The sequence below is a fragment of the Actinoallomurus acaciae genome, from assembly GCF_042429965.1.
Lineage (GTDB): Bacteria > Actinomycetota > Actinomycetes > Streptosporangiales > Streptosporangiaceae > Actinoallomurus > Actinoallomurus acaciae.
Genome location: NZ_JBHLZP010000531.1, coordinates 360 through 5,783 on the forward strand (window position 1 = coordinate 360; position 5,424 = coordinate 5,783).

6 protein-coding genes and 1 pseudogene are annotated in these 5,424 nt (G+C 73.5%); 2 read left to right on the top strand and 5 right to left on the bottom strand.

Annotated elements, in window-relative coordinates; genetic code table 11:
* The 4 genes and pseudogenes from ACFFNX_RS40935 to ACFFNX_RS40950 all read right to left on the bottom strand — a co-directional run.
* A partial coding sequence (locus ACFFNX_RS40935) for an ArnT family glycosyltransferase (protein WP_378211566.1) occupies positions 1-1,298 on the bottom strand: 1,298 nt, incomplete at its 3' end.
* A gap of 67 nt (positions 1,299-1,365) precedes the next feature.
* Positions 1,366-1,713, bottom strand: a complete 348-nt coding sequence (locus tag ACFFNX_RS40940) for a TraR/DksA family transcriptional regulator (protein WP_378211567.1) — start codon at positions 1,711-1,713, stop codon at positions 1,366-1,368.
* Between the two features lie 34 nt (positions 1,714-1,747).
* Positions 1,748-2,497 (bottom strand): substrate-binding domain-containing protein, encoded by a 750-nt coding sequence (locus ACFFNX_RS40945; protein WP_378211571.1) that lies wholly within the window; start codon positions 2,495-2,497, stop codon positions 1,748-1,750.
* Positions 2,486-3,025 (bottom strand): annotated as a pseudogene (locus ACFFNX_RS40950) (Nif3-like dinuclear metal center hexameric protein); the annotation flags it as partial. The pseudogene ACFFNX_RS40950 and the gene ACFFNX_RS40945, both read right to left, overlap by 12 nt.
* Positions 3,026-3,133: 108 nt before the next feature.
* Between ACFFNX_RS40950 and ACFFNX_RS40955 the strand changes: the two are divergent.
* On the top strand, positions 3,134-3,496 hold the full coding sequence (locus ACFFNX_RS40955; protein ID WP_378211568.1) for a DUF6191 domain-containing protein: 363 nt from the start codon (positions 3,134-3,136) through the stop codon (positions 3,494-3,496).
* Positions 3,497-3,572: 76 nt separating this feature from the next.
* Positions 3,573-3,941, top strand: a complete 369-nt coding sequence (locus ACFFNX_RS40960) for a hypothetical protein (RefSeq protein ID WP_378211569.1) — start codon at positions 3,573-3,575, stop codon at positions 3,939-3,941.
* Here the strand turns inward: ACFFNX_RS40960 and ACFFNX_RS40965 are convergent.
* Positions 3,925-5,424 (bottom strand): LuxR C-terminal-related transcriptional regulator (locus tag ACFFNX_RS40965; RefSeq protein ID WP_378211570.1); only part of this gene is annotated, 1,500 nt, incomplete at its 5' end. The genes ACFFNX_RS40960 and ACFFNX_RS40965 overlap by 17 nt on opposite strands.

Sequence of the window (5,424 nt, forward strand, 5' to 3'; positions counted from 1 at the left end):
AGACGGTACGACCACCAGGCCGTCAGTACGACGACCGCGACCAGCGCGCCCGTGGCCGCCGGACGCCGGCGACGAGCCCACAGGATCGTGCCGCCCAGCCCGGTGAGCGCCGCGATCGGCGGTGCCAGCGCGATCGTGTAGTAGCCGTGGAAGATCCCCTGCATCAGGCTGAACACCGCGTCGGTGACCAGCAGCCAGCCGCCCCACACGAAGAGGGCGGCGGCCCCGGCGACGGCCGGCGACCCTCCCGGACCGTCTGGCGCGGCGGCGCGGCGTACCCGACCGGCGGCGACCGCCCACAGGCCGGCCACCAGCAGGATCAGCGCGGCCGGGAGCAGCCAGGCGATCTGCCCGCCGAGTTCCACGCCGAACATGCGCATCCAGCCCGCGTCCTGGTTCGTGTTGCCCAGGCCGCCCGTCTCGTCGCCGCTGAGACGGCCGATGCCGTTGTAGCCCAGGGCGAGTTCGAGCACGCTGTTGTGCTGCGAGCCGCCGATGTACGGCCGTGAGCCCGCTGGCACGGCGGCGACGATCGCGACCCACCAGCCGGCCGACACGATCAGCGCGACCGCGGCGTCGGCGAGCTGCCGCAGCCGGCGGCGCAGGGGAGTCGGCGCCATGACCAGGTACACCAGGCCGAACGCGGGCAGCACGAGGAACGCCTGGAGCATCTTGGCCAGGAACGCCAGCCCCACACAGCTCGCCGCCACGACCAGCCACCGTGTGCTCGCCTGCTCCTGCGCGCGCAGCAGCGCGTACGCGCCGGCGGTCAGCAGCAGCACCAGCAGCGCGTCCGGGTTGTTGTAGCGGAACATCAGCGCGGCGATCGGCGTCGTCGCGAGGGCCGCTCCGGCCAGCAGCGCGCCGCACGCGGCGGCGCGCGGGCCGAGCGGCCGGAGCGAGCGCCGTACGCTCGCGTAGAGCAGGCCGACCGTGGCCACGCCCATGAGCGCCTGCGGTACGAGGATGCTCCAGGAGTTCACCCCGAAGAGGCGTGCCGCCAGGTCCATCGGCCACAGGGCCAGCGGCGTCTTGTCGACGGTGATGGAGTTCGCCGCGTCGGAGGAGCCGAAGAAGAACGCCTTCCAGCTGTGCGCGCCCGCCTGTACCGCCGCCGAGTAGAACGCGTTGGCCCACTTCGAGGCGCCCAGCCCCCAGACGTAGAGCACACCCGTGGCGGCGAGCAGTGCGATGAGCGCCGGGCGTGCCCAGACCGGGTCGCCGGAGGAGCCGCGGAGGCTTCGGGCGGCCGGCGCGGCGCGCCCGGGAGACAGGGAGACAGACGTCGGCGGGCTCATGGGTCCACGGTCGGCGCCCGAGATTGGCCTGCGATGAGGCGATCATTAAAGGCGCGTGAGAACCCGCTCAACGCCGGGAGGCGCAGCCGATGCAGGTGCGTGCCGTGGGACGGGCGGTGAGACGGTCGGCGGGGATCGGGGCGCCGCAGACCTCGCACTGGCCGTACGCGCCCTCGTCGAGCCGGCGCAGGGCGAGGTCCAGGTCGGACAGGTGACGGCGCGACTGGTCGAGCAGGGCCTCGATCTGGGCCCGCTCGAACGCGATCGTGGCGCCCTCCGGGTCGTGCTCGTCATCCACGCCGGTCGACACGGAGGACTCGATGACGCCCTCACGGTCGTGTGCCAGCGCCGCGATGCGCTCGAGCGTCTTCTCGCGCTCCGCGTTCAGCTGCTCTGCCAGTGACGACGGGTCCATTATGGGAAAACGACCTGGTGCGGCCACGAATTCCTCAAGTGGACCCGCGGACGGCCAGGTCGAGCCGCAGCGTGATCTCCCGTACGGCCCCGGCCTCGCTCCCGCGCTGATCGATCCGCCGCAGCAGCAGCTCCATCGCCGTACGCCCGGACTCCTCCAGCGGCTGCCGTACGGTCGTCAGGCCGAGGGCCTCGGCCAGTTCGTCGTCGTCGAAGCCGACCACGGCGACGTCTCCGGGCACCGCGAGGCCGAGCTCGTGGGCGGCGCGCATGACCCCGGCCGCCAGGGTGTCGTCGGCGGCGAACACCGCTGTCGGACGCGGCTGCGCGGACAGGAGTTCGCGCGCGGTGGCCAGGGCCTGCCCCACCTCGTGACGGGCGAGGCGTACGACGGGCGTGCGGCCGGCCTCGGCCAGGGCCGCGCGAAAGCCCGCGAGCCTCCGCTGCGACGGTGAGACGTACCGGTCGGACCGCTGTTCCTCGCCGAGGAAGGCGAACCTCGCGTGTCCACGGGACAGCCGGCGCGCGGCGACGAGCCGCCCGCCGGCCTCGTCGTCCGTGTGGACGGAGTCGAAGCCGGGATGACGCACGTCCACCAGCACGGTGGGGAGGCGCAGTTCGCGCAGCCGGGCGGCCACCGTGTCGTCCAGCGGCCGGCTCACCAGGATGATCCCGTCGAGCCGGCCGGTGACCGGGAGACTCGCCAGGAGCGGCGAGGGGCTCCGCGCCGCCGACTCCTGGTCGAACAGCACGATCTCCAGCGGGCGGCGGCCGGTGGCGCTCATCACGCCGTTCACGCGGCGGGCGGCCGATTGGTAGGAGGAGAACGCCGCGAGCACGCCGACCCGGCCGACCCCGCGCCGGGGATCGTCCGGCGACGGGCTGAGGGGCCGCAGGTCGCCGGACACGCCCACGGCGCGCGCCAGGGCGTCGGAGACCCCGGGGTCGGCGACGTCGGCGTTGGTGTGCGCGGTGAACAGCGCCGTCCCGGTCCGGATCAGCCGGTGGACGAGGCGGCCCTTGGGCGTGGTCGCCGGAACGCCGTGCACGGGGCGCAGCAGCAGCGGATGGTGGGTGACGATCAGGTCGGCGTCCCAGTCGAGCGCCTCGTCCGCGACCTCGGCGACCGGGTCGACCGCGAACAGCACCCGGCGGACCTGCGCGCCCGGGTCGCCGCAGACCAGGCCGACGGCGTCCCAGGACTCCGCCCAGGCCGGATCGTAGCGGTCGTCGAAGATCCCGACGATGTCGGCCAGAGTGAGGGACACGCTCCGCAGGTTACCGTCCGAGATCACCGCGAGGGCGCATACCATTCGGGCGGGTCCTCATTAGAGGCTGTGCGAGGGTTCACGGGCAGTCTCGTTGGGTCTGCCCTCGCAGTCTCAAGGAATCCTGGGGATCGGCCGAACGTTGGAGGATGCGTGAGATCACCGTTCCGGCGGCGCCGTAGGCGCCCTCGCAAACGTACGGCCTCGCCTCCCACGCCAGAGGTCATCGACTGGCCGAAGGAGGGGACGGGCGGCGGCGGGCTGATGTCGGCGATCCGCGGTGACTCCGAGTCGGGGGCCGGTTTCGGACCCGGCATGTTCGCCGATCTGCAGGCCGCGTTCGGCGGCGCCGGAAAACAGATCCAGCTCGAGGAGGAGGAGAAGGAGAAGATCCGCCGCCACGAGCTGCACACCGAGGCCGGCGGCCAGGGCCGCGACGACCTCGACTCGGGCACGATCCGGATCACCCGGCGGCGCGACCCGGACGAGCCGGAGAACACGGACGACGAAGACTGACTCCTCCCCGGCACGCCTCCTCCCCGGCACGCGTCTTCATCGAACAAATGTTCGAATCCGTCGTAGGCTGATCCCTGTGAACGCGTACGTTCCGCCCGGCTGGCCTGCCGGCGTGCATCCGCCGGGCACCGAGAGGTTCGAGGACACCGCGGTGGCCTGGCTCCTGGAGTTCGTGCCGCCCGAATACCGCCGCTACGGCGTGCTGCGCCGCTACCCCGTGGCGCTCGCCCGGATGGCGCGCCAGCACGTGTCCGCGGGCGTCGAGGCGGCCCGGCTGGGGTTCCGTACGGCGCGTACGGAGCTGTCCGGCGTCATCCCGCCGCACGGCGTCGAGGCCGTGCTGGACATCTACCGGCGCGAGGGCACCCGCCTCGTGACGATCGCCGAGGGCATCGAGCTGGTCGACCGCGCCCTGCGCGGCGAGTCGTTCACTCCGCGGCTCTGAACACGTGCGCGGCGGCGCCGCGGTTGGGCACGCCGAGCTTGTGCAGGATCCGTGAGACGTGGACGCCGACCGTACGCTCGCTGATGAACAGCGCCTCGGCGATCTGCCGGTTGGTACGGCCGTCGCTCAGCAGGGCGAGGATCTCCCCCTCGCGGGCGGTCAGCCCGGGCACCGTCTCTCCCGCCCGTACCAGCTCCAGGCGCCCGCGGCGGGACAGGTCCTCGATCTTCCTGCGCAGGCTGTCCGCGCCCAGCGCCACGGCCGTCTCGTGGGCCGCGCGCAGCAGCGTCGCCGCCTCCTCACGCGAGCCCTTCGTCGCGAGGAGCGCCTCCGCGCCGCGGAACCGGCAGTACGCCGTGTGGTACGGCTCGCCGAGCACCTCCCACGCGACCCGCGCGTCCGCCCACGCGACCGGGTCGGGGGTCGTGAGGCGCGTCGCCTCCGCCTCGGCGGTACGGCCGTACGCCTCCGGCTCCGGGCACCCGATCATGCCGCTGAGGAACTCCCGGCACTCTTTGAGGAACTCGCCGGGGTCGCCGCCGAGCGACGCCTGGGCGGCCAGCCCGATCGCGCAGAGCTCGGGGCCGAGCCGCAGGTACTCCGAGCCGCGGATCAGGTCCAGGCCGGTCCGTACGCGCTCGCGGCACGCCTCGTCGTCGCCCTCGGAGATCGCCAGCCAGGCGGCGCAGACGTGGAACGAGACGACGAGCTCCCTGTTCTGCGACCGCGCGACGGTCTCCTCGACCGACGACAGCAGCGCGCGGGCGCCCTGGACGTCGCCGCGGCGCAGCGCGAGGTCCGTCATGGCCAGGGTGACGCCCCACCGCTGTCCGGGCGGCGCGTCGATGTCGCTGACCTCCTCGACCAACCGGTCCGCGTCCGGCCAGCGGCCGAGCCGCACCAGGGCGCCCAGCGTGTTGCCCGCCGCGCACATGCAGGTCGTACGGCCGTAGCCCAGGCCGCGGCAGACGTGCACGCCCTCCATGCCGACCTCGGCGGCCTCCGCCCAGCGCCCCGCCCACAGCAACGCGTCGGAGAAGTTGACGTAGGTGCGGCCCAGCTCCCAGGTGTCGCCGCGCGACTTGGCGAGCCGCAGCGCGGAGGCCAGCTCTTCCAGGCCCTGTGGCACCTCGCCGAGCATGGCGATCGCGACGCCCAGGGTGTTGCGGGCGTGGACCTCCAGGTCGGGCGCGCACACGGCGACGGCCACGGCGATGGCCTCCCGGCAGCAGGCGGCGGCGTCCGTGTAACGGTTCTGGAGCATGAAGGCGTGGCCCTGGAGGGCACGGACCTGGGCGCGCTCACGCGTGGAGGCCTCGGCGGGCAGCAGCGCCACCGCCTCGTCGTAGGAGCGGCAGGCGGCGGCGACGTCCCCGGCCACCCAGTGGATCCGGCCGGCGAGGATGCGCAGGGCGGCGGCGCGCAGCGGTTCGGCGCGCGCGTCGAGCTCGCCCATCGACGCCTCGGTGAGCTCGAGGGCGCG

Bases quoted from the DNA above. Each gene is read 5' to 3' on its own strand.
- ACFFNX_RS40940 (WP_378211567.1), bottom strand. From the start codon at position 1,713: ATGGACCCGTCGTCACTGGCAGAGCAGCTGAACGCGGAGCGCGAGAAG.
- ACFFNX_RS40945 (WP_378211571.1), bottom strand. From the start codon at position 2,497: ATGAGCGCCACCGGCCGCCGCCCGCTGGAGATCGTGCTGTTCGACCAG.